Origin of the sequence: Lysobacter helvus (genome assembly GCF_018406645.1) — a bacterium.
In the GTDB taxonomy this organism is placed as follows: Bacteria; Pseudomonadota; Gammaproteobacteria; order Xanthomonadales; family Xanthomonadaceae; genus Noviluteimonas; species Noviluteimonas caseinilytica.
The window spans coordinates 1,285,279-1,304,654 of the sequence record NZ_AP024546.1 but is presented as its reverse complement, the minus strand read 5'-3'; the positions used below and the strand labels follow the sequence as shown (position 1 = coordinate 1,304,654).

Sequence of the window (19,376 nt, the reverse complement as noted above, 5' to 3'; positions counted from 1 at the left end):
ACCGGGGACCAGGGACCGGGGACCAGAGAGCAAGTGCGCTCTTCCCTGGTCCCTGGTCCCCGGTCCCCGGTCCCTGCTTTCAGCAATGCGCGACCCGCTGGTCGTTCGACACGACCGGCTTGCGCACGGCGGCTTCGCGCTTGGGTTCGATGCGCGGCTTGCCGAAGGTGCGTTCGGACGCGATGCGGTTGCCGTAGCTCGGGTTGAAGCCGGTCTCTTCGTCCTCGACGCGAGGATCGATGGACGCCAGGCCGCCGAGCAGCCAGAAGCTCTTGAACAGGTTCATGTGGGACTCCTCGGGGATGCCCGGCGTTGTCGCGGCCTGGTCCGTGGCGGCTTGCTCCGTGTCGTCCGCCAGCGTGGCGCCGAGCCGGGGGTCGGCGACGTGGCCATGGAGGAACAACAGGTCCTTGAAGAGGCGTTGCGTCTGCACGTTCATGGCGGTCTCCCTGGGGGACATTGCTTGAGTGGGATCGAAGATAGGCGCATCCTTTCGCCCTGAAAATCGCAAGTTCGGCAAGGGACCTTTCGATTCCATTCAAGGCTCGCCTCCAATGAACCGTCCGCCGCTGCATGCCCTGCAAGGGTTCGTCGCCACCGCGCGCCTCGGCAACCTGTCGCGGGCGGCCGAGTCGATGCACCTGACCATCAGCGCGCTCAGCCACCAGATCAAAGGGCTCGAGGAACGCCTCGGCCAACGCCTGTTCGTGCGGCAGCCGCGCGGGGTGGAACTCACCGCCGACGGGCAGCGCCTGTTCGACCGCGTCGCCGATCACCTCGATGCGATCGAACACGCGCTGCGTCCCTTCGGCATGCGTCGCGACGACGTGCTGACGGTGACGCTGATGCCCTCGTTCGCGACGAGCTGGCTCGTGCCGCGATTGCCGACCTTCCTCGCCGCGCATCCGCAGTTGGAGATCCACCTGCAGTCGACGATCAACGTCGTCGACTTCGAACGCGACACCGACGTGGACGCGGGCCTGCGCTACGGCCCCGGGCATTGGCCCGGACTGGAAGCCGTGCACCTGTTCGACGACTGGCTCACGCCGATCGCGAGCCCCGCGCTGATCGAACGCCTGGGCCGGCCCACGCTGGAAACGCTCGGCGACTTCCCGCTGCTCGGCGCACCCGGCGGGCGCTGGAGCGATTGGTTCACGCGCTTCGGCGGCAAGGCACCCAAGCGCTACGTGGCCAACTTCGACGATTCCGAAACGCTGCACCGCGCGGCGGTGGAAGGCATGGGCATCGTGCTGGGCCGGCTCACGCTGGCCTGGCCGCTGATCGATTCGAACCGCCTGTGCCTGCTGTTCGACGAGAAGCTCAAAGCCGACTTCGCGCATTACCTGGTCGCCCCGCCCCGCTCGCGCGGGCACGCCGGCCTGGCCGCGTTCCGCGCCTGGTTGCTGGAACAGGCGCGGGTCTACACGGACGCCCAAAGCTGACGCGCTACCCTGTCGCTCCTTTCCGAGGAGCCGACCCCATGGCACGCCCGACGTTGTCCGCACGTCCCCTGCTGTCCTGCTTCGTCGCATCCCTGCTGGCCGCGTGCGCGTCCACGCACGACGGTGCTTCCGCTTCGGCGAGCGCATCGGCGGACGGCGGCGCCGCATCGTCGAGCGCGTCCTCTTCGATGGTCACCAACGCCACGGGCGCAGCGCTCGACGAATCGATCGCGGGCAGCTGGCGCACGCCGGCGTGGGCCGCGCGCGACGTGTATCGCCATCCGAAGGAAACGCTGTCGTTCTTCATGGTCAACGCGAACCAGACCGTCATCGAGATCACGCCCGGCGGCGGCTGGTACACGGAGATCCTCGCGCCCTACCTCCGCGACAACGGCCACTACGTTGCCGCGGTGTGGGACGACGCGATCACCGGGCAGCCGCAGTACCGCTACAACCTCAACAAGCAGTTGCGCGAGAAGGTCGCGGGCAACGGGGCGTTGTACGGCAAGGCGGAGCTGCGCAAGTTCGATGCGAAGCACCCGAACTTCGGGCCGGCGGGCTCGGCCGACGTCGTGCTGACGTTCCGCAACGCGCACAACTGGGTGGAGGACGGCAACGCGCAGGATTACTTCAATGCGTTCTTCGCCGTGCTCAAGCCGGGCGGCACGCTGGGCTTCGTCGACCATCGCGCGAAGGCGGGCACGGACCTGGCCACGCAGATCAAGACCGGCTACCTCACCGAGGAGTTGGTGACCGGTTACGCCAAGGCCGCGGGCTTCGTGCTCGAAGACCAGAGCGAAGTGAACGCCAACGCGAAGGACACCAAGGATCACCCGAACGGGGTGTGGACCTTGCCGCCGACCAACCAGCACGACAAGGCGGACGACGCGAAGTACAAGGCGATCGGCGAAAGCGATCGCATGACGCTGCGCTTCCGCAAGCCCGCCGCCTGAGGCGAGACGCCCCGCGTCGATGCTCGTGGCGTTCAACAAGCCGTACGGGGTGCTGTCGCAGTTCACCGACCGCAGCCGCCCGCCACGGCCGACGCTCGCGGGGTTCGGCCTGCCCGCGGGCGTCTATGCCGCGGGCCGGCTCGATGCGGATTCGGAGGGCTTGCTGCTGCTGACCGACGACGGTCCGCTCGCACACCGGCTCAGCGATCCGCGCCACAAACAGCCGAAGACCTATTGGGTGCAGGTGGAAGGCGTGCCATCTGACGCGCAGGTCGAGCGGTTGCGCGCGGGCGTGCTGCTCAACGATGGGCCCACGCGTCCGGCCCTGGTGGAAGCGATCGATGCGCCCGACCTGTGGCCGCGCGACCCGCCGGTGCGGTTCCGCAAATCGGTGCCCGACGCCTGGCTGTCGATCACGATCACCGAGGGCCGCAACCGGCAGGTGCGGCGGATGACCGCTGCCGTGGGTCTTCCCACGTTGCGTCTGGTACGGGTCGCCGTCGGCCCGCATCGGCTCGAGGGGATCGGGCCCGGCTTTTGGCGCGAGATCGTCTGAATGGTTCAGCCGCCCGGGGGCGGCTGTGGGAGGTTTCTGATAACTTGCGCGGCCCGTTCAGGTTTTGCAACGAGATGGATCTCGTTGCCTGATACACAGGAAACGAATGGCTGAGTCGCTACAAGGTTCGGGCAGGATCCTGGTGGTCGACGACCAACCAGCGAACCTGCGCGTCGTCAGCACGTTGCTCTCGCGCAACGGGCACGACGTCGTGCCTGCGCTGACGGGCCCCGAAGCGCTCGAACTCGCGATCGCGCATACCCCCGACCTCGTCCTGCTCGACATGCTGATGCCCGGCATGGACGGTTTCGAACTGCTGCGCGAGCTGCGCCGCCTGCCGCAATTCCAGGACATGCCGGTGATCTTCCTCACCGCCGCGCAGGATCGCGAGCTGCTGCTGCGTGCCTTCGACAGCGGCGCGGTGGATTACGTCACCAAGCCCTTCATCCCGGAAGAACTGCTGGCGCGCGTCGGCACGCACGTCGCGCTGAAGCAGGCGCGCGATCGCCTCGAACGCGTGGCGCGCGAACGCCAGGAGCTGGTGAACCTGGTCGCGCACGACCTCAAGAATCCGTTGAGCAGCGTGTTGTTCGCCAGCGACATCCTGATGCAGAACGGCTGCAAGCCCGAGCGCATCCCGCGCTACCTGCAGATGATCCACGACAGCGCGCACGACGCGATCGGTTACATCCGCCGTTACCTCGAAGGCCAGGAACGCATCGCGCAAGCCGAAAGCGGCGAAGCGCAATCGCATCCGGCCGACCTGCGCGAAACGCTGGAGTGGTTGTCGCATCGTTACGAACTGCAGCTCGAAAGCCGCGGCATGCGCCTGCATGCGCAGGTGCCCGAGGCGTGCGGCACCGTGGCGATCGACCGGCGCGTGCTGCGCCAGGTGTCGGAAAACCTGATCACCAATGCGATGAAGTACGCGGCCGATGGCGGCGAACTCACGCTCGAAGTGCGTTCCGGCAACGGCGCCTACTGGCAGTTGCGCGTGCTCGACCGCGGCAACGGCGTGCCGGGCGAAAAACGCTCCGACCTGTTCAAGCCGTTCATGCGCCTGAGCGGGCGCGAGGACGGCCTGTCCAGCGGACTGGGCCTGTCGCTCGCGCGGCAGATCATCGTCAATGCGGGCGGCGACCTCTGGTACGAGGATCGCGAAGGTGGCGGCGCGGCGTTCGTGATCGAACTGCCCGCGATCGCCACCTAAAGAACGAATCAGCTTTCGTCGGTGGCCGGCGTGCTGCGCGCGCGCGTGGTCTTGCGTGCGGTCGTCGTGCGCGTGGCGCGCTTGGCGCCATTGCTGCGACGCGCATCCACGCGACGCGAGCTGCCTTCGATCGCCGCGCGGCCATCGCCGTTCTCGGCCTGCTTCGCCTTGCGGCGCGCGAGATACCACAGCAGTCCGGCGCCGGCGACGGTGGCCACGGTGACGATGGGATAGCGCCGCACGACCTTCGTCGCAGCCTTGGTGCCCGCGCGCAGGGCGCCGAGCTTGGCGCCGGTTTCGAGCCACTTCTCGCCGCGCGAACTGATCTGCGAACCCAGGTCGAGCAATTCGCCGCCCCACTTGCCGGCCATTTCGACGGCGCGTTCGGGCAATGCGATCAGCTGCTTGTTCATGGCGGAACTCCTGGTGCCTGGCGATTGGGCCGCAGTCTCGGCAAGGCGGCGTTGAGCGCATGTGATCGGCGCGGCCGACCGCGTTTTCGCATTCAGGTGCCGCGCGGTTTGGCGCGGTGCGTCGCGGTGGCCGACCACGGATCGTCCGGCCAGGGATGGCGCGGGTAGCGGCCTTTCATTTCCTTGCGCACGTCGGGATACGTGCGGTCCCAGAACCCGCGCAGGTCCTGCGTGACCTGCAACGGACGGCCGCCCGGCGAGAGCAGGTGCAAGGTGAGCGGTACGCGGCCATCGACGATGCGCGGCGTGTCGGCCAGGCCGAACAGTTCCTGCAGTTTCACGGCGAGCACCGGCGGACGCGCGCCTTCGTGCGCATCGAAGGCGTACTCGATGCGGCGTTCCATGCCGGACGGAACGACGATGCGCGTCGGCGCGAGCGCTTCGATGCGGCGGCGGAGGTTCCAGTCGGCTTTCGAATGCAGCGCGTCGGCGAGCGCGGATTCGTCGAGCGCGTCGAGGCGCGTCTTGCCGGCGAAGGCGGGCAGCAGCCAGTCGTCGAGCGTGGCGAGCAATGCATCGTCCGACAGATCGGGGAATGCGTCCGCATCGTCCGGCAGCCATGCGCGCAGGCAGCGCACGCGGGCACGCCATTGTTCGAGGGATTCGCTCCAGGGGAGTGCGTCGAGGCCGAGTTCGCGCACGGCATCGGTCAGGGCGCGCGCGGCTTGCGCGGGATCCACGCGGCCGGCCGGGCGCGCATCGAGGACGATGTTGTCGAAGCGGCGTTCGCGTTGCGCGACGAGGGCGCGGCGATCGGCGTCCCAGCGCACGGTGCCGCGTTCGACGAAGCGTTCGGGGAAATCGCGTTGCAGGCGCGTTTCGTCCACCGGCGCGCCGCGCAGCAGCAAGGCGTCCTTCGCGTCGAAGCGCAATTCGCTCGCAACGAGCCAGGGTTCGCCGAAGAGCGCGCTGTCGTCGAACAACGTGGCCATGCGGCCGTTCGCGAGCTGGTAGCGACGCGGCTGCGTGGCGTGCTGGTGCGCAATGCGATCGGGGAAGGCGTGCGCCAGCAGATCGCCGAGGCGGTGCGCATCGACTTCGCGCGGTGGCGTTGCATCGACGTGCAGGCGACGCCGCCATTGTTTCGCGGCGGCATCGATCGCAGCGAGCGCGCCGCGGTTGCCGTCGGTGGCGTGGCCGGCGCGGAAGGCGGCGAGGGCGCGCCAGCGTTCGGCGATCGCGTCGCTGCGCGAACGCAAGGGATCGCGCGCTTCGACGAGCGCGGCGAGGTCGCAGGCGAGGGCGCGTTCCTGTGCATCGCGCGGTGCGAGCAGCATCGCGGACAAGCGCGGGTGCGTGCCGAGCGCGAGCATGCGGCGGCCGAGCGGCGTGATCGATTCGCCATCGAGTGCGCCGAGGCGACGCAGCAGGTCGCGGGCGGCGGCGAGGGCGCCGGGCGGCGGCGCATCGACGAAGCGCAGGTCGGCGCTGCCCCACGCCGCGAGTTCGAGCGCGAGCGACGCGAGTTCGACCTGCGCGATTTCGGGACGACGCTGCGGTTCGAGACGTTGCGATTGCGGCCACAGCCGCAGCGCCCAGCCGTCGGCGACGCGACCCGCGCGACCTGCGCGCTGGTCCGCGGAGGCTTGCGCGATCGTCACGATGTCCAGGCGTGCGAATCCGGAATTCGGGTCGTAGCGCGGCTCACGCGCCAGGCCGCTGTCGATCACCACGCGCACGCCCGGCAAGGTCACGCTGCTCTCGGCGACATTGGTCGCGAGTACCACGCGGCGCTTGCCGTCGGTGGCGGGTTGCAGCACGCGCGATTGCTGTTCGACGGGGAGTTCGCCGTGCAGCGCGAGCACATCGATGTCTCGCAATGCGTCGCTGCCGGCGAGCGCGGCGTCGACCTGCGCGATCTCGCGTTGGCCCGGCAGGAACACGAGGACATCGCCGGGATGCGTCGCCACCGCCTGTTCGACGGCGCGGCGCGCCTGCGGCACCAGCGCTTCGTCGCGCCGCGCGGGGAAGTGGGCGACCTCCACCGGATAGCTGCGCCCTGCACTCGACAAGCGCGGCGCGTCGAGGAACCGCGCGAGGCGTTCGCCATCCAGCGTCGCCGACATCACGACGATGCGCAGGTCTTCGCGCAGGCCGGCCTGCACGTCGAGCGCGAGCGCGAGGCCGAGGTCGCCGGCGAGATGGCGTTCGTGGAATTCGTCGAAGAGCAGGGCGCCGACGCCGTCGAGCATCGGGTCGTCCTGCAGCATGCGCGTGAGGATGCCTTCGGTGACCACTTCGACGCGCGTGCGCGCAGAGATGCGGCTTTCGAACCGGATGCGATACCCCACCGTGTCGCCGGGCGCTTCGCCGAGTTGCTTCGCCATGAACCCGGCGGCGGCGCGCGCGGCGACGCGGCGCGGTTCCAGCATCACGATCTTGCGGCCGGCGAGCCACGGCGCATCCAGCAGCGCCAGCGGCACCTGCGTGGTCTTGCCGGCGCCGGGCGGCGCTTCCAGGACCAGGCGCGGATGTGCGGCCAGGCTCGCGCGGAGCTCCGGCAACAGGGCGGCGATGGGGAAGTCGGGGCTGCGCACGCGCGAAGTCTACGGGGGTGGCCGGTAGACTTGCGCCCCATGCTCATCGACATCGGCGCCAACCTCACCCACGACAGCTTCGACCACGACCGCGACGCCGTGCTGCAACGCGCGCGCGATGCGGGCGTGCGGCGGATGATCGTGACCGGCGCCAGCCGCGCGCACTCGCCGCAGGCCGCGAACCTGGCGCGCCAGCACCCCGGCGAATTGTTCGCCACCGCCGGCGTGCATCCGCACCACGCCACCGAGTACACCGCCGAATGCGACGCGGAGATGCGCGCGTTGCAGGCGTTGCCGGAAGTGGTCGCCGTCGGCGAGTGCGGGCTGGATTACTTCCGCGATTTCTCGCCGCGGCCGGCGCAACGTCGCGCATTCGAGATGCAATTGCAGATCGGCGCGGACACCGGCAAGCCGCTCTTCCTGCACCAGCGCGATGCGCACGACGACTTCATGGCCGCGATGCGCAACTTCGACGGGCGCCTCGGGCCGGCCGTCGTGCATTGCTTCACGGGGACGCGCAAGGAACTGTTCGATTACCTCGACCAGGACTGGTACGTGGGCATCACCGGGTGGCTGTGCGACGAACGCCGCGGCCTGCACCTGCGCGAACTGGTGAAGCACATCCCGGCCAACCGCCTGATGATCGAAACCGATGCGCCCTACCTGCTGCCGCGCACCGTGCGACCGCAGCCGTCGCATCGCCGCAACGAACCGATGTACCTGGCGCACATCGTGGAGGAGCTCGCGCGCGATCGCGGCGAGCCCGTCGAGACCGTGGCGGCGGCGACGAGCGCGGCCGCGACGGCGTTCTTCCGCTTGCCCGGTTAGCTGCGCAGCCCGACGCCGCGCTTCAGCAGCCACAGGCCGATCGCGGACAACGCGGCCACGAAGCCCAGCATCAACGAATACGCGACCCACAACGGCACGTCGCTCACGCCGAGCAGGCCGTAGCGGAACGCATTGACCATGTAGAAGATCGGGTTGAGGTGGGTAAGCGTTTCCGCCCAGCCCGGCAGCAGCTTCACCGAATAGAACACGCCGCCCAGGTACGTGAGCGGGGTGAGGATGAAGGTGGGGACGATGGCGATGTCGTCGAACTTCTTCGCGTACACCGCGTTGACGAACCCGGCGAGCGAAAAGATCGTGGCGCCCAGGATCACGGTGGTCAGCGTGACGAGCGGATGCGGCATGCGCACCGGCGTGAAGAACATCGAGATCAGCAGCACGATCACGCCGACCATCAACCCGCGCAGCACGGCGCCGGCGACGTAGCCGCCGAGGATCACGTGGTTGGGCATCGGGCTGACGAGCAGTTCCTCCACGTGCCGGCCGAACTTGGCGCCGAAGAACGACGAGGAAATGTTGCCGTAGCTGTTCTGGATGACGCTCATCATCACCAGGCCCGGCACGATGAAGGCCATGTAGCTGATGCCGTCCATCTGTCCCACGCGCGAGCCGATCAGCCCGCCGAAGATCAGGAAGTACAGCGTCATCGTGATCGCGGGCGGCACCAGCGTCTGCGCCCAGATGCGCAGGATGCGCGTGACTTCGCGGCGCACGATGGTGCCCAGCGCCACCCAGTTGCGGCGCGCGGGCGTGGCGGGGACGGGCGCGATCATGCCCTTGGCTTGCACGTCCTTCGAGGGGATGTCGTTCACTGGGCCTGCTCCTGCCCCGTGAGGCGGACGAACAATTCTTCGAGACGGTTGGACTTGGTGCGCATCGAACGCACGCGGATGCCGGCGGCATCCAGTCGGGTGAACACGCCGTTGAGGTCCATGGCGCGCGGCATTTCGAGGTCGAGCGTGTGGTCGTCCGCGGCGGACAGCGTGGCGCCGGGGATTTCCGGCAACGCTGCCGGCAGCTGGCCGTCGATGTCGAACAGGAAGCCTTCGATGTCGAGCTTGGCCAGCAGCGCCTTCATCGTGCCCTGCGCCACGATGGTGCCCTTGTCGATGATCGCCAGGTTCTTGCAGAGGCTCTCGGCTTCCTCCAGGTAATGCGTGGTGAGGATGATCGTGGTGCCGGCCGCGTTGATCTCGCGCAGCGTGCGCCACATGCCGCGGCGGATTTCGATGTCCACGCCGGCGGTGGGCTCGTCGAGGATGAGCAGGCGCGGCGCGGTCATCATGGCGCGCGCGATCATCAGCCGGCGCTTCATGCCGCCCGACAGCGTGCGCGACATCACCTGCGCCTTTTCCCAGAGGTGCCCGCGCTTGAGTTCCACTTCGGCGCGCGCCATCGCTTCCTCGCGCGGGATGCCGTAGAAGCCCGCGTAGTTGACGAGGATGTCGAAGGGCTTCTCGAACAGGTTGAAGTTGATTTCCTGCGGCACCAGGCCGAGCAGGCGCATGGCCTCCGACCGGTGGCGGGCGATGTCCGTGCCGAACACCTCGACCTGCCCGGCGCTCTTGTTCACGAGCGAGCTGACGATGCCGATCAGGGTGCTCTTGCCGGCGCCATTGGGGCCGAGCAGGGCGAAGAAGTCGCCGGGACGCACGTCCAGCGACACGCCCTTCAGGGCCTGCACGCCGTTGTCGTAGGTCTTGCGGAGGTCGGACACGCGCAGTGCGGGCGCGCTGTCGAGCGCATGGGTCTTGGCGTTTGCGTCGGGGGGCATGGAAAGGCCTTCGGCCGCAGCCTGCGCGGCGAAGCCGGTAGTATAGGCGGCCCCGCGGCGGCCCCGGCGCCAACGCTCCGTTGCACTGACGACCCCCGACACCTTGGCCATCACGCACTTTCCGCTCAAGCTCGTCGCGCGCCGCATGCTGGCGCCGACGGTTGCGCACCTGACCTTCCAGCGCGACGACGGGCAGCCCCTGGATTTCATCCCCGGCCAGTTCGTGCAGGTGCACTTCCATTACGCCGACGGCACGGCCACCAAGCGCAGCTACTCGCTGGCCACCATCCACGACCACGCGCTGGGCCCGGGCGAGGCGGTGGAGATCGCGGTCAGCTACGTGGCGGGCGGCGCGGCCACGGCCCTGTTCGAAGGCCTGCCCGAGCACGGCCTGATCGACGCGAGCGGCCCCTACGGGCGCTTCTGCCTGATGCCGGCCGACACCAACCAGCGTTACCTCCTGATCGGCACGGGCACCGGCGTCACGCCGTACCGCGCGATGCTGCCGCAGCTGGAGCGGCTGATCGTGGAGCGCGGCATCAAGGTGGTGTTGCTGTTCGGTGCGCGCACGCCGGTGGAGCTGTTGTACGGCGACGAATTCCGCGCCTTCGCCGACAAGCACGGCGAGCACTTCCGCTTCGTGCCGTGTTTCTCGCGCGAACTGCCGGCGCCGGGTTCGGCGCAGGCGCATGCCGACGTGCGCCATGGGTACGTGCAGCAGTTCCTGGAGGAATTCGCACCGCACGCCGACACCGACATCGCCTACCTGTGCGGCAACCCCAACATGGTGGATGCCTGCTTCGAGACGCTGAAGGGCTTCGGCCTGCCGGTGCCGCAGGTGCGCCGCGAGAAGTACGTCAGCAGCAAGTAGCTCCCTCGTCGGTCACGTTCCGCGCCGCGCAGCGTCCTGTCATGCTGACGCCATCGCTCGGAGGGGACGCACCACGATGAACCGCAAGACCCGATTCCTGCTCGCACTGGCGCTGGTCGCGGCCGTGCTGGGCTGGCGCGCCTGGCAAAGCCGCGCACCGAAATCCGCGCCCAAGGCCACCGCCTACGCCGCCGAAGCCGCGCCCGAACGCAAGCTGGGGCGCATCGCCTTCAAGCCGTGCACGCTCGCGCCCGCGCTGGGCGCCGCCAGCGTCGAGGCCGAGTGCGGCACGTTCACGGTCGCGGAAAATCCCGCGCTGCCGAACGGCCGCAAGATCGCGCTCAACATCGCGTGGGTGCCGGCCAACGAATCGGGCGACCACATGCCCGATCCGGTCTTCATGCTCGCCGGCGGCCCGGGCCAGGCGGCGGCGGAAACCTATCCGCAGGTCGCCCCCGCGTTCCGCGAGGTGCTCAAGCATCGCGACGTGGTCCTCGTGGACCAGCGCGGCACCGGCAAGTCCAATCCGCTGAAGTGCAAGGACGAGGGCGCCGAGGACAAGGCGGACGACGCGAGCGTGCAGGCCGACGCGGTCGACGAATCGCCCGCCGCCATGCGCGCCGCCGCCGAGAAGTGCCGCGATGCGCTGGCCAAGCACGCCGACGTCCGCTTCTATTCCACCACCGACGCGATCCGCGACCTCGACGCCGTGCGCGCCGCCATCGGCGCCGACAAGATCAACCTGATGGGCGTGAGCTACGGCACGCGCGTCGCGCAGCAGTACGCGATGCGCTATCCGCAGCACACGCGCACCATCACGCTGGATTCGGTCGCGCCGAATGCGATCTACCTCGGCAACGATTTCGCGCGCAACCTGGAGTCCGCACTCGACCTGCAGTTCGGTCGCTGCACGAAGACGCCGGGTTGCGCGAAGTCGCTCGGCGATCCGCGCCAGCGCTTGAACGCGTTGATGACGAAGCTGCGCGCCGACCCGCCGATGGTGAAATACCGCGACGCCAGCACCGGGCAGATGAAGGAAGAACGCCTCACGCCGGACCACGTCGCGGGCCTGACGCGCATGTATGCGTACGTGCCGGTCGCGGCGTCCATCCTGCCGCTGCTGCTCAACGAAGCCGACCAGGGCCGTTACGAAGGCCTGATGGCGCTGTCGAAGATGCTCGGCGGTTCGCTGGCGGACCAGATGATGTACGGCATGCAGTTGTCGGTGATCTGCACCGAGGACAGCGCGGGCATCCACGGCGACGATGCGATGTCGCAGTCGCTGCTCGGCAACCAGCTCGTCGAAACGCTGCAGCAGCAGTGCGCGGTGTGGCCGAAGGGCGTGGCGCCGAAGGATTTCCACGCGCCGCTCGCCACCAACGTGCCGGCGTTGCTGCTGTCCGGCGAACTGGATCCGGTGACGCCGCCGGCCTACGCCGAAAGCGTGGTCAAGACGTTGCCGAAGGGCCGCGCGCTCGTGCTGCGCGGCCAGGGCCACAACGTGATCGGCGCCGGCTGCATGCCGAAGCTGTTCGCGCAATTCCTCGACACGGCCGATGCGAAGGCGCTCGATGCGAAATGCCTCGACACGCTCGCCTACACGCCGCCGTTCACCTCGTTCAATGGATGGGAGCCGTAAATGATCGTTGCCGAACACCTGCGCAAGACCTTCCCCGGCACGGGGAAAGGCAAGGGGCCGGTCGTTGCCGTCGACGACGTGGGCTTCGAAGCGCGCGATGGCGAAATCACCGGGTTGCTCGGGCCGAACGGCGCGGGCAAGACGACGACGCTGCGCATGCTCTACACGCTGATGCGCCCGGAAAGCGGGCGCGTGCTCGTCGATGGCAAGGACGTGGCGAGCGATCCGGAAGCAGCGCGACGCGCGCTCGGCGTGTTGCCGGATGCGCGCGGCGTGTACAAGCGCCTGACTGCGCGCGAGAACATCCGCTACTTCGGCGAGCTGCACGGGCTGGATGCGGCAACCATCGCGGCGCGCACCAAGGCGTTGTCGGCGGCGCTGCAGATGGACGATTTCCTGGATCGCCAGACCGAAGGCTTCTCGCAGGGCCAGCGCACCAAGACCGCCATCGCGCGCGCATTGGTGCACGACCCGCGCAACGTGATCCTGGACGAACCCACCAACGGGCTCGACGTGATGACCACCCGCGGGCTGCGCGAATTCCTGCGCCAGCTGCGCGGCGAAGGCCGTTGCGTGATCTTCTCCAGCCACATCATGCAGGAGGTCGCCGCGCTCTGCGATCGCATCGTGGTGATCGCGCACGGGCGCGTCGTCGCGCACGGCACGTCGGATGAATTGCGGAAGCAGACGGGCGAGGAGAACCTCGAGGATGCGTTCGTTCGGTTGATCGGTTCGGAAGAGGGGTTGCACGCATGAAGGCCGGCATGATGTCTTCCATCCGCACGATCCTGATGAAGGAACTGCGCGAGTTCGTCCGCGACAAGCGCACGCTGATGCTGGCGCTGGTGCTGGGCCCGCTGCTCACGCCCGCGATCATGCTCGGCATCCTCACGCTGGCCGAGTCGCGCGCGAAGAGCCAGATCGAAAAACCGCTCGACATCCCGATGGTCGGCGTCGAACACGCGCCCAACATGGTGAAGTGGCTCGCTGGCCAGGGCATCCGCCAGCGCAAGGTCACCGGCGACCTGGACGCTGCGGTGCGCAACCAGGCCGAGGACGTGTACCTGAAGATCGGCGACGACTTCGACAAGGACTGGCGCGAAGGCCAGCCGGCGCTGGTGGAGATCGTGCACGACAGCACGCGCCAGGATTCGGACATCCCGGTGAAGCGCATCGAGGATGCGTTGTCGCGTTACGGGCAGCAGGTGGGTGCGTTGCGCTTGCTTGCGCGCGGGATGAACCCGGGCGTCGCATCGCCGGTCGTCGTCTCGCACAAGGATCTGTCGACGCCGGAAGCGCGGCGCGGCATGGTGATGTCGATCCTGCCGTACCTGCTGATCCTCGGTGCGTTCCTCGGTGGTGCGTACCTGATCATCGACACGACCGCGGGCGAACGCGAACGCCAGTCGCTCGAACCCTTGCTCGCCACGCCCACGCATCGCGGCGCGGTGGTGACCGGCAAGATCTCGGCGGCGTGCGTGGTCGGCCTGACGTCGCTGCTGCTGACGCTGCTCGCGTTCAAGGTGGGCTCGCAGTTCTCGCCGGGCATCGGGCGCCAGATGGACGTGAGCATGCCGGCGATCGGCAAGATGCTCGTGATCCTGCTGCCGATGCTGTTCATCGGCACCTCGCTGCTGACGTTCATCGCCGCCGGTGCGAAGTCGGTGAAGGAAGCGCAGAGCTACATGAGCATGCTGATGCTGCTGCCGATGATCCCGACCATCGCGCTGATGGTGAGCCCGGTGAAGAACCAGCTGTGGATGTTCGCGGTGCCGTTCCTGGCGCAGAACCAGATGCTGCTGAAGGTGGTGCGCGGCGAAGACATCCCGATGGCGTTCTGGGGCGTGTACATGGCGGCGGGCTTCGGGGTGGCGATCGCGTTGTGGTTCGCGGCGACGCGGCGTTACCACCAGGAGAAGCTGGCGATCTCGGCCTGACGTTCCGGCCGGATTGCGCGCAAGAAAAAAGCCCGGCGATTGCCGGGCTTTTTTCGTTCCACGTGTTGCGCGAGATCAGCCGCCGGGACGGAAGTTGATCGTGCGGCGCGTGGTGACCGGTGCATCGATCGGCGCGAACTTCCAGCGCTTCACCGCCGCGAGGGCTTCGCGGTCGAAGATGCGCGCCGGGTTGGCGTCGACGACGCGGGCGCTGGTGACCGACCCATCGGTGCCCACGGTGATTTCCACCTGGACCTCGCCGCTCTGCTGGCGACGCGCGGCTTCGGGCGGATAGCGCGGGGCCGGCGTGGAGACGGCGCGCAGGCTGCCACCACCACCGGACGATGCCGGCGCCGAGGCCTGCTGCTGCGCCGGGGCGCTGGCGGCGGGCTGCTGGGCAGCGGCGGCGCGCTGGGCGGCTTCCTTCTGGTCGGCTTCGCGCTGGGCGGCGGCCTTCTTGTCGGCTTCGGCTTGGGCGGCCTGCTGCTGCGCGAGCTGCGCGGCGGCCTGCTGCTGGGCGGTGGCCTGCTGGGCGAGGCGCTGCTTTTCGAGGTCGGCCTGCTTCTTCAGGTCTTCCTCGGACTTCACCTTGTCCTGTTCGGCGCGTGCGGCGACGGCCTGCTGGGACTGGGCGATCGTCGTCTTCAGGCGCGGGAGCGCCGGCGCCGAGGCGTCGGTCTTCTCCATCAGGGCGTACAGGCGCTGGGCTTCGGTGAAGTCCTCGCGCTGGATGCTCTGCTCGGTCGCGATGAGGGCGTACGGCATCAGGTCGGTCAGGGCGCTGGCCACGGCGGGGTCGCTCGGCGCCTTGTCGCGCAGGGCGAGGTAGTACTCCATGGCGTTGTTGCCCGCCGGGGCGTACAGGCGCTGCTCGCGGAGCGCGCCGCTGGCGGCCTCGCGGAGCTGGTCGGCGCTCATCGCGGCGACGGCTTCGGACACGGCCGGCGGCGGTGCCGCGACCGCGGCGGCGGTGGCGCTGGTGGCCACGCCGGCATCGGTGGCGGCTTCCTGTTTGCCGCCGCAAGCGGCGAGCGTCGCGCACCCCAGCGCGACCAGGACGTAGAGATTCAGGCGCGCCACGCGCGGGCGCGACGACTTGGACATTGCGTGCATAACGGAACCACTCCCCTGTCTGTGCGCCAGTTGCGGGCACGTGCGCGTAGGACGCGACAGCGGCGGGCGTTTGTCAAGCGTGCGTGACGAAACCCGGGGCAAATTTCGGACATTCCGCATGGCGGCCCATGCACGGATCGTGCCGGGGGGCTATTCAGGCGGCGGGCGCGGGCCGCGGCGTTGCCTTACTTGCCGATGCAGAAGCTGCCGAAGATATGCCCGAGGAGGGCGTCGGGGACGACGCGGCCGGTGATTTCGCCGAGGGCGTCGTGGCCGGCGCGGAGGGATTCGGCTGCGAGTTCGAGCGCGTCGGCGTCCAGTTGCGCTGCGGCGTCGTGCAGGTGCGCGGCGGTGCGGGCCAGCGCGTCGACGTGGCGGGCGCGCGCGGTGAAGGTGCCCTCGCCGGCGTCGGCGGCTTCGGCGCCCGACAACGTGCGCAGGCGCGCGTGCAATGCGTCGAGGCCGGCACCGGTGCGCGCGGAGACGTGGACAGTATCGGGGTCCGTGTCGTGCGGCGCGTGCGGGAGCAGGTCGGACTTGTTGTGGATCCACAGGCGACGCGGGACGTCGGCGATCGCGTCGGCGACGGCGGTGCGTCCGGATTCTGGATCGCGCGCATCGAGCACCACGATCGCCAGGTCGGCGCCCTGCAGTTCGTCGCGCGCGCGGCGCATGCCTTCGCGTTCGATCGCATCGCCGCCTTCGCGCAGGCCGGCGGTGTCGACGAGCGTGAGTTCGGCGCCGTCGAGGCGAACGGTTTCGTGCAGCAGGTCGCGCGTGGTGCCGGCGATGTCGGTGACGATCGCGCGTTCGCTGCCGGCGAGCGCGTTGAGCAGCGAACTCTTGCCGGCATTCGGCGGGCCCACGATCACGGCGTGCAAGCCATCGCGCAGCTTGCGGCCGCGTTCGGCTTCGGCGAGGAGCGTGGCCACGGTGGAGGTCGCGCGGGCGAGGCCTTCGCGCAGTTCGCGGCCGCCGAGGGTGTCGAGGGACTCGTCGGCGAAATCGATCGCAGCCTCGACGTGGATACGCAGGTGCAGCAGTTCGGTGGCCAGCGCGTCGACGCGTTGCGAGAACACGCCATCGAGTGCGCGACGGGCGGCGCGTGCAGCGCGCGTGTCGCCGGCGGCGATGAGGTCGGCGACGGCTTCGGCCTGCGCGAGGTCGAGCTTGCCGTTGAGGAAGGCGCGTTCGCTGAATTCACCGGGCCGCGCGTGGCGTGCCCCGCGCGTGCAGCACTCGGCGACCAGGCGTTGCAGCACGACGGGGCTGCCGTGCGCCTGCAGTTCCACCACGTGTTCGCCGGTGAAGCTGGCGGGCGCGGCGAAATACAGCGCGAGACCGTCGTCGATGGTTTCCTCGCCGGCGCGCAACCGCACGTAATGCGCGTGGCGCGGGACGAGGGCGCAGCCGCACAGGGCTTCCGCGATCGCGCGGCTGCGCGGGCCGGACAACCGCACCACGCCGACGCCACCGGCGCCTGGCGCGGTGGCGATGGCGACGATGGTGTCGGTGTCCGTGGCGGTCACGCCTTCGCGAGTTCGGGCTTGTCGCCGTAGCGGCGCAGCATGAACCACTGTTGCAGCAGGCCGAGCGCACCGTTGGTAACCCAGTACAGCACCAGGCCGGCCGGGAAGAACACCATCGTGACGCCGATGACCAGCGGCATGAACTGCATCATCTTCTGCTGCGTGGGATCCATGCCCTGCATCGGCGTGAGCCGCTGCGTGGTGTACATGATCAGCATGTTGAGGATGGGCAGGATGAAGTACGGATCGCGCGCGGAGAGGTTGGTGATCCAGCCGATCCACGGCGCGTGGCGCAGCTCGACCGACTCCGACAGCATCCAGTACAGCGCGAGGAAGATCGGCATCTGGATCAGCATCGGCAAGCAACCGCCGGCCGGGTTGACCTTCTCTTTCTTGTACAGCTCCATCGTCGCCATCTGCAGCTTCTGGCGATCGTCGCCGTAGCGTTCCTTCAGCTGCTGCATGCGCGGCGCGAGCTTGCGCATCTTCGCCATCGACTGGAACTGCTTGGCGGCGATGGGATACATCGCCAGGCGGATCAGCACGACCAGGCCGATGATCGACCAGCCCCAGTTGCCGAGCACGCCATGGATCATCGTGATGATGGCGAACAGCCAGCCGGCGAGCGTGGCCATGAAGCTGAAGCTGCTGAAATCGACGGCGCGCGTCAGGCCCGGCACGTGCTGCGCTTCGATGCCTTCGACGAGCTTGGGGCCGACCCACAAACGCGCGGTGGTTTCGGCATGCGCACCCGGCGCAACGTTGACGCCGGGGCCGAGCGCGCGCACGAGGTAGTTGGTGGCGCCGGGGACCTGGCGCGTGGACAGCGAGAACGTCGCTTCGTCCTTGTCGCCCGGGATCCACGCGGTGAAGAAGTAGTGCTGCAGCAGCGCGATCCAGCCGCCGGTGACTTTCTTGTCGAGCGTGCCGTCGTCGACGAACTTGTCGTACTTGCGCTTCTCGTACTTGTCGGTCGGGCTGTACCAGGCGGCGCCGTGGAAGGCGAGCGCTTCGGGATTGGTGTAGCCGGACTTCTGCGGCGGCGGGTTGCGCTCGAGCTGGCGGTACACGTAGCCCTGCCACGGCGCGCTGCCGTTGTTGGTGACGTCGTCGCGCACCTGGATGGCGTAGTTGCCGCGGGTGAACGTGTACGTGCGGCGGATGGTCACGCCGTTCGCACCGGTCCAGGTGAACGGCACGCTGAGCGTGTTCGCGCCGGGCTGCATCGTGTAGCTGCGCGCGGCTTCGGCGGGCACGAATCCGTCGACGTGGCTCGGCGCGGGGCTGTTGCCGGTGGCGACCCAACCGCTCTGCGCTTCGAAGAAATTCTCCGGGCGCGCGTCGAGCAACTGCACGCTCTCGCTGCCGGCCTTCGCTTCGGTCGGATAACGCAGGAGCTGCGCGGTGTGCACGCTGCCGCCATCGAGCGTGAGGCGCAGCAGGTCGGTGTTGACGGTGACGATCGGCGCGGCGGAAGGCGTCGCGGTGGTCACGGCGCCCGGTGCGGTCGGCGTGGCCGACGAGAGGGCGGTCGACGCGCTCGGCGCGACGGGAATCGCGGGTGCGGCGGTGGCGGCCGAGGCGGTCGTGGTGGTCGGCACCACGCTCGGGGCGTGTTCCTTCGTCCACTCCATGTAGAGCAGCGTCGCCACGGCGATCCAGGCGAAGAGGAGGAACATGCGGGTCTGGTTCATGCAGGCACTCGGGCAGCAATCGGAACGGCGCGGCGCCAGGCGCAGCGCGCGAAGTTCAAGGGGATGGGGGCGGAGCGCCCGGTGGGCAAGCGGCGGGCATTGTGCCGGTGGGGCCGGCGGGCGGCAACGCGCCTGCGCGGCGCAGCAGCGAGGAAAACGCGGTGCGCAGCGCTTCCGCGTTCGCATTGCGCGCGGACGGGCGCGCGACGAGCACGTAATCGCCGCCCGGCAGCAGCAGGCGGCAATGACGGAATTCGCTGCGGAGCAAGCGCTTGATGCGGTTGCGGCCGACGGCGCGCGGATCGACCTTGCGCGACACGGCAAGCCCGAGCCTCGCAGGCGATTCGCTGCGAAGCCAATGGAGGCTCATGAGGGGATCTGCGTTGCGAAGACCGTCGGCGAAGACCCGGTCGAAGTCCTTCCCGATGCGGACGCGTGCGCTGCGCGGCAGGCCGGCGTCCACGGGAGTTGTCACGCTGAAGCGAACACGGGCGGCCGCGAAGGCCGACGCGTCAGACAGTCAGGCGACGGCGACCCTTCGCGCGACGACGCGCGAGGACCTTGCGGCCGTCGGCGGTCTTCATGCGCGCACGGAAGCCGTGGTCGCGCTTGCGCTTGAGGTTGCTGGGCTGGTAGGTGCGCTTGGTGGCCATGATTCGACTCGCGAACGAGTTTTCGGCAGAAAAGAGGCGGGAGTCTATGGGGTTGCGCGGGGTCGGTCAACCTCGGCGAACGATTGCGTGCGTGATGCGCGGGCTGCCGACGATCGCACTTGCCATGCCTCGGGGCGGTGGTAGTCTGC

At 68.8% G+C, this 19,376-nt stretch carries 19 protein-coding genes; 9 read left to right on the top strand and 10 right to left on the bottom strand.

The window, feature by feature from the left end:
* Nucleotides 1-79 precede the first annotated feature (79 nt).
* A complete protein-coding gene (locus LYSHEL_RS06400; protein WP_213436838.1) occupies nt 80-439 on the bottom strand; it encodes a hypothetical protein in 360 nt (119 codons plus the stop codon).
* A 115-nt stretch (nt 440-554) separates the two neighbouring features.
* Between LYSHEL_RS06400 and LYSHEL_RS06395 the strand changes: the two genes are divergently transcribed.
* The 4 genes from LYSHEL_RS06395 to LYSHEL_RS06380 all read left to right on the top strand — a co-directional run bounded on the left by LYSHEL_RS06395 (nt 555) and on the right by LYSHEL_RS06380 (nt 4,161).
* Nucleotides 555-1,442, top strand: a complete 888-nt coding sequence (locus LYSHEL_RS06395; RefSeq protein ID WP_213436837.1) for a LysR substrate-binding domain-containing protein — start codon at nt 555-557, stop codon at nt 1,440-1,442.
* 38 nt (nt 1,443-1,480) lie between these two features.
* Nucleotides 1,481-2,395, top strand: a complete 915-nt coding sequence (locus LYSHEL_RS06390; RefSeq protein WP_213436835.1) for a class I SAM-dependent methyltransferase — start codon at nt 1,481-1,483, stop codon at nt 2,393-2,395.
* 19 nt (nt 2,396-2,414) lie between these two features.
* Nucleotides 2,415-2,951, top strand: coding sequence for a pseudouridine synthase (locus tag LYSHEL_RS06385; RefSeq protein WP_213436833.1), 537 nt, complete (start codon nt 2,415-2,417; stop codon nt 2,949-2,951).
* 106 nt (nt 2,952-3,057) lie between these two features.
* Nucleotides 3,058-4,161 carry a hybrid sensor histidine kinase/response regulator gene (locus tag LYSHEL_RS06380; protein ID WP_213436831.1) on the top strand — a complete coding sequence of 368 codons (1,104 nt, stop codon included), beginning with the start codon at nt 3,058-3,060 and terminating at the stop codon, nt 4,159-4,161.
* An 8-nt stretch (nt 4,162-4,169) separates the two neighbouring features.
* Here LYSHEL_RS06380 and LYSHEL_RS06375 read toward each other — a convergent pair whose 3' ends face one another.
* Together LYSHEL_RS06375 and hrpB are read right to left on the bottom strand one after the other, a co-directional pair.
* A complete protein-coding gene (locus LYSHEL_RS06375) occupies nt 4,170-4,574 on the bottom strand; it encodes a hypothetical protein (RefSeq protein WP_213436829.1) in 405 nt (134 codons plus the stop codon).
* A gap of 92 nt (nt 4,575-4,666) precedes the next feature.
* Nucleotides 4,667-7,171 carry an ATP-dependent helicase HrpB gene (gene hrpB / locus LYSHEL_RS06370; protein ID WP_213436827.1) on the bottom strand — a complete coding sequence of 835 codons (2,505 nt, stop codon included), beginning with the start codon at nt 7,169-7,171 and terminating at the stop codon, nt 4,667-4,669.
* 39 nt (nt 7,172-7,210) lie between these two features.
* On the opposite strand from hrpB, the gene LYSHEL_RS06365 reads away from it, so the two are divergent.
* Nucleotides 7,211-7,999, top strand: coding sequence for a TatD family hydrolase (locus LYSHEL_RS06365; protein ID WP_213436825.1), 789 nt, complete (start codon nt 7,211-7,213; stop codon nt 7,997-7,999).
* Here LYSHEL_RS06365 and LYSHEL_RS06360 read toward each other — a convergent pair.
* Together LYSHEL_RS06360 and LYSHEL_RS06355 are read right to left on the bottom strand one after the other, a co-directional pair.
* Nucleotides 7,996-8,790: an ABC transporter permease gene (locus LYSHEL_RS06360; protein ID WP_213437641.1), complete on the bottom strand. Its 795-nt coding sequence runs from the start codon at nt 8,788-8,790 to the stop codon at nt 7,996-7,998. The two genes, LYSHEL_RS06365 and LYSHEL_RS06360, sit on opposite strands and share 4 nt — an antisense overlap.
* Before the next feature lie 35 nt (nt 8,791-8,825).
* Nucleotides 8,826-9,791, bottom strand: a complete 966-nt coding sequence (locus tag LYSHEL_RS06355; RefSeq protein WP_213436823.1) for an ABC transporter ATP-binding protein — start codon at nt 9,789-9,791, stop codon at nt 8,826-8,828.
* 145 nt (nt 9,792-9,936) lie between these two features.
* Here LYSHEL_RS06355 and LYSHEL_RS06350 point away from each other — a divergent pair, with 145 nt between their 5' ends.
* From LYSHEL_RS06350 to LYSHEL_RS06335, 4 genes are all read left to right on the top strand, one after another.
* Entirely contained in the window at nt 9,937-10,662 is a 726-nt protein-coding gene (locus tag LYSHEL_RS06350; RefSeq protein WP_213437639.1) for an FAD-binding oxidoreductase, read from the top strand.
* Between the two features lie 76 nt (nt 10,663-10,738).
* A complete protein-coding gene (locus LYSHEL_RS06345) occupies nt 10,739-12,301 on the top strand; it encodes an alpha/beta hydrolase (protein WP_213436821.1) in 1,563 nt (520 codons plus the stop codon).
* Nucleotides 12,302-13,057: an ABC transporter ATP-binding protein gene (locus LYSHEL_RS06340; protein WP_213436819.1), complete on the top strand. Its 756-nt coding sequence runs from the start codon at nt 12,302-12,304 to the stop codon at nt 13,055-13,057.
* Entirely contained in the window at nt 13,054-14,238 is a 1,185-nt protein-coding gene (locus LYSHEL_RS06335; RefSeq protein ID WP_213436817.1) for an ABC transporter permease, read from the top strand. Before LYSHEL_RS06340 ends, LYSHEL_RS06335 begins: the two co-directional genes overlap by 4 nt.
* A 75-nt stretch (nt 14,239-14,313) precedes the next feature.
* Here the strand turns inward: LYSHEL_RS06335 and LYSHEL_RS06330 are convergent, their stop codons facing one another.
* The 5 genes from LYSHEL_RS06330 to rpmH all read right to left on the bottom strand — a co-directional run bounded on the left by LYSHEL_RS06330 (nt 14,314) and on the right by rpmH (nt 19,227).
* The gene (locus LYSHEL_RS06330; protein ID WP_213437637.1) at nt 14,314-15,342 is read right to left on the bottom strand and encodes an energy transducer TonB; all 1,029 of its coding nucleotides are present in this window, start codon (nt 15,340-15,342) and stop codon (nt 14,314-14,316) included.
* Between the two features lie 194 nt (nt 15,343-15,536).
* Nucleotides 15,537-16,880, bottom strand: coding sequence for a tRNA uridine-5-carboxymethylaminomethyl(34) synthesis GTPase MnmE (gene mnmE / locus LYSHEL_RS06325; RefSeq protein ID WP_213436815.1), 1,344 nt, complete (start codon nt 16,878-16,880; stop codon nt 15,537-15,539).
* Entirely contained in the window at nt 16,877-18,574 is a 1,698-nt protein-coding gene (gene yidC, locus LYSHEL_RS06320; protein WP_213436813.1) for a membrane protein insertase YidC, read from the bottom strand. Before yidC ends, mnmE begins: the two co-directional genes overlap by 4 nt.
* 55 nt (nt 18,575-18,629) lie before the next feature.
* Entirely contained in the window at nt 18,630-19,049 is a 420-nt protein-coding gene (gene rnpA, locus LYSHEL_RS06315) for a ribonuclease P protein component (RefSeq protein ID WP_213436811.1), read from the bottom strand.
* A gap of 37 nt (nt 19,050-19,086) precedes the next feature.
* On the bottom strand, nt 19,087-19,227 hold the full coding sequence (rpmH, locus tag LYSHEL_RS06310) for a 50S ribosomal protein L34 (RefSeq protein ID WP_156640208.1): 141 nt from the start codon (nt 19,225-19,227) through the stop codon (nt 19,087-19,089).
* Nucleotides 19,228-19,376 lie beyond the last annotated feature (149 nt).

Bases quoted from the DNA above. Each gene is read 5' to 3' on its own strand.
- LYSHEL_RS06380 (WP_213436831.1), top strand. From the start codon at position 3,058: ATGGCTGAGTCGCTACAAGGTTCGGGCAGGATCCTGGTGGTCGACGAC.
- LYSHEL_RS06400 (WP_213436838.1), bottom strand. From the start codon at position 439: ATGAACGTGCAGACGCAACGCCTCTTCAAGGACCTGTTGTTCCTCCAT.
- yidC (WP_213436813.1), bottom strand. From the start codon at position 18,574: ATGAACCAGACCCGCATGTTCCTCCTCTTCGCCTGGATCGCCGTGGCG.
- LYSHEL_RS06355 (WP_213436823.1), bottom strand. From the start codon at position 9,791: ATGCCCCCCGACGCAAACGCCAAGACCCATGCGCTCGACAGCGCGCCC.
- LYSHEL_RS06385 (WP_213436833.1), top strand. From the start codon at position 2,415: ATGCTCGTGGCGTTCAACAAGCCGTACGGGGTGCTGTCGCAGTTCACC.
- LYSHEL_RS06395 (WP_213436837.1), top strand. From the start codon at position 555: ATGAACCGTCCGCCGCTGCATGCCCTGCAAGGGTTCGTCGCCACCGCG.
- LYSHEL_RS06365 (WP_213436825.1), top strand. From the start codon at position 7,211: ATGCTCATCGACATCGGCGCCAACCTCACCCACGACAGCTTCGACCAC.
- LYSHEL_RS06375 (WP_213436829.1), bottom strand. From the start codon at position 4,574: ATGAACAAGCAGCTGATCGCATTGCCCGAACGCGCCGTCGAAATGGCC.
- LYSHEL_RS06360 (WP_213437641.1), bottom strand. From the start codon at position 8,790: ATGATCGCGCCCGTCCCCGCCACGCCCGCGCGCCGCAACTGGGTGGCG.
- LYSHEL_RS06330 (WP_213437637.1), bottom strand. From the start codon at position 15,342: ATGTCCAAGTCGTCGCGCCCGCGCGTGGCGCGCCTGAATCTCTACGTC.
- LYSHEL_RS06345 (WP_213436821.1), top strand. From the start codon at position 10,739: ATGAACCGCAAGACCCGATTCCTGCTCGCACTGGCGCTGGTCGCGGCC.
- LYSHEL_RS06335 (WP_213436817.1), top strand. From the start codon at position 13,054: ATGAAGGCCGGCATGATGTCTTCCATCCGCACGATCCTGATGAAGGAA.
- LYSHEL_RS06350 (WP_213437639.1), top strand. From the start codon at position 9,937: ATGCTGGCGCCGACGGTTGCGCACCTGACCTTCCAGCGCGACGACGGG.
- rpmH (WP_156640208.1), bottom strand. From the start codon at position 19,227: ATGGCCACCAAGCGCACCTACCAGCCCAGCAACCTCAAGCGCAAGCGC.
- LYSHEL_RS06340 (WP_213436819.1), top strand. From the start codon at position 12,302: ATGATCGTTGCCGAACACCTGCGCAAGACCTTCCCCGGCACGGGGAAA.
- LYSHEL_RS06390 (WP_213436835.1), top strand. From the start codon at position 1,481: ATGGCACGCCCGACGTTGTCCGCACGTCCCCTGCTGTCCTGCTTCGTC.